A 2,606-nucleotide genomic window follows, 5' to 3' on the forward strand; every position below is an offset into this window, starting at 1 on the left:
GCCCGAGCTGTGCTGGTTTGGCTGGTTTGGTTGCGCCGTACCCCGATGTCGTGTTTTGGGTGTTGGCGCTGCCCGATGACCGCGATGGTGTATGTGGGTCGGGCGGATGAGCAGGTCAAGATTCGTGGGTATCGGATTGAGTTGGGTGAGGTCAGTGCGGCGTTGGCGGCGGTGGAGGGGGTGGGGCAGGCGGTGGTGGTTGCCCGCGAGGATCGCGCGGGGGATAAGCGGTTGGTGGGGTATGTGACCGGTGCGGTGGATGTGGTGGGGGTTCGAGCCCAGTTGGCGGAGCGGTTGCCGGGGTATATGGTGCCCGCGGCGGTGGTGGTGGTGGAGGCGTTGCCGTTGACGGTTAACGGCAAGCTTGATGTGCGGGCGTTGCCGGCGCCGGAGTATGGGCGGGCCGATCGGTATCGGGCGCCGTCGGGGCTGGTGGAAGAGATCCTGGCCGATAGTTTTGCGCAGGTGTTGGGGTTGGAGCGGGTGGGGGCTGAGGACTCGTTCTTCGATTTGGGTGGCGACAGCATTTTGGCGATGCGGGTGATCGCCGCGATCAGCGCGTCGCTCGATACTGCGATTTCGGTGCGGGTGTTGTTTGAGGCGCCCACGGTGGCTGGGTTGGCGTCGTGTGTCGGTGCGGGTTCGGGTGGGCGTGTGCCGTTGGTGGCTGCGGATCGGCCCGCGGTGATTCCGTTGTCGTTTGCCCAGTCCCGGTTGTGGTTTTTGGATCAGCTTGCGGGTCCCTCGCCGATCTACAACCTAGCGGGGGCGTTGCGGTTGCGTGGGCGCCTTGATGGTGATGCGTTGGGCGCGGCGGTGGCCGATGTGGTGGGTCGTCATGAGAGTTTGCGCACGGTGTTTGTGGCTGTCGATGGGATAGCTCAGCAGGTGATCGTGCCGGTGGAGCGGGCGGATTTCGGTTGGCAGATCGTCGATGCTCGGGGTTGGTCGGGGCCGCAGTTGCAGGAGGCGATCGAGCAGCAGGCGCGGCACTGTTTCGATTTGGCGGGCGAGATCCCGCTGCGGGCCCAGCTGTTGCGGGTGGCTGAGCAGGAGCATGTGCTGGTGCTGGTGGTGCACCATATCGCCGCGGATGGCTGGTCGTTGGGCCCGTTGACCTCGGATCTGGGGGTGGCTTATGCCAGCCGGTGTGTCGGCCGGGCCCCGAGTTGGGTGCCGTTGGCGGTGCAGTACGTCGATTACACGTTGTGGCAGCGCTCCTATTTGGGTGAACTCGCCGATAGCGAGAGCGCTGCTAGTGCTCAGTTGGGCTATTGGGTTAGCGCGTTGGCAGGCATGCCGGAACGTCTTGAGTTGCCCACCGATCGGCCCTACCCGGCGGTGGCTGATCATCGCGGTGCGCGGGTTGTGGTGCAGTGGTCGGCGCAGCTGCATGAGCAGGTGGCACGGGTGGCTCGGGCCCATGATGCGACCAGTTTCATGGTGGTGCAGGCCGCGTTGAGTGCGTTGTTGTCGATGATGGCTGCCACCAGTGATGTGGCGGTGGGTTTTGCGGTGGCGGGTCGTGGTGAGTCGGCGCTGGATGAGGTGGTGGGCTTTTTCGTCAATACGTTGGTGTTGCGGGTGCAGGTCGATGGCGATGTGAGTTTTGCTGAATTGCTGGCCCAGGTGCGCGCGCGCAGTCTGGCCGCGTTGGAGCATCAAGATGTGCCCTTTGAGATGGTGGTGGATCGGCTCAACCCGGTCCGGAGCATGACCCATCATCCTTTGATTCAGGTGATGTTGGCCTGGCAGAACTTCGCTGGTCAGCACAACGATCTTGGCGCCGGGATGATGTCTGATGGTCTGGAGGCCACCCCGATGTCGGTGGATACCCACACCGCGCGGATGGATTTGTCGTTTTCGTTGGCTGAACGCTTCACCGACACTGGTGCGCCCGACGGGATCAGCGGGATGGTGGAGTACCGCACCGATGTGTTCGACGCGGCCAGCATTGAGGCGCTGGTGGGGCGGTTGCGCAAGATTTTGGTGGCGATGACCGCCGATCCTGATCGGCGGTTGTCGTCGATCGATGTGCTCGATGCCGCCGAGCGCGCCGATTTGCAGGTGTGGGGTAACCAGGCCGCGTTGAGTGCCCCGGCGGCGGCTGCGGTGTCGGTTCCGGTGTTGTTTGCCGCTCAGGTGGGGCGTACGCCGGACGCGGTTGCGTTGGTGTTTGAGGGGCAGTCCTACAGCTATCGGGAGCTGGATGAGGCCTCGAATCGGTTGGCGCACTTGCTGGTTGGTTACGGGGTGGGTGCCGGCGATGTGGTGGGGTTGTTGGTGCAGCGCTCCGCGGAGGCGATCATCGCGATCTTGGCGGTGCTCAAAACGGGGGCGGCGTATCTGCCGATCGATCCCGGGCACCCGTCGGCGCGGATCGCGTTCATGCTCGACGATGCCGCACCGTTGGTGGTGCTGAGCACTGCCGCGCTGGCGGGCCGGCTGGCCGGGCATGACTTGATCGTCATCGATGTCGAAGACCCCGTCCTGGAAACCTATTCCAGTGCAGGGCTGCCCGCCCCGGACCCCGACAATATTGCTTACGTCATTTACACCTCGGGCACCACGGGTGTCCCGAAGGGGGTGGCTATTAGCCACCACAA

General features: G+C 64.2%; 1 pseudogene. It reads left to right on the forward strand.

Annotated elements, in window-relative coordinates:
- Positions 1-90 precede the first annotated feature (90 nt).
- Positions 91-2,606 (forward strand): annotated as a pseudogene (locus tag MSIMFI_RS27170) (condensation domain-containing protein); the annotation flags it as partial.

The organism is Mycobacterium simulans (genome assembly GCF_900232995.1).
Lineage (GTDB): Bacteria > Actinomycetota > Actinomycetes > Mycobacteriales > Mycobacteriaceae > Mycobacterium > Mycobacterium simulans.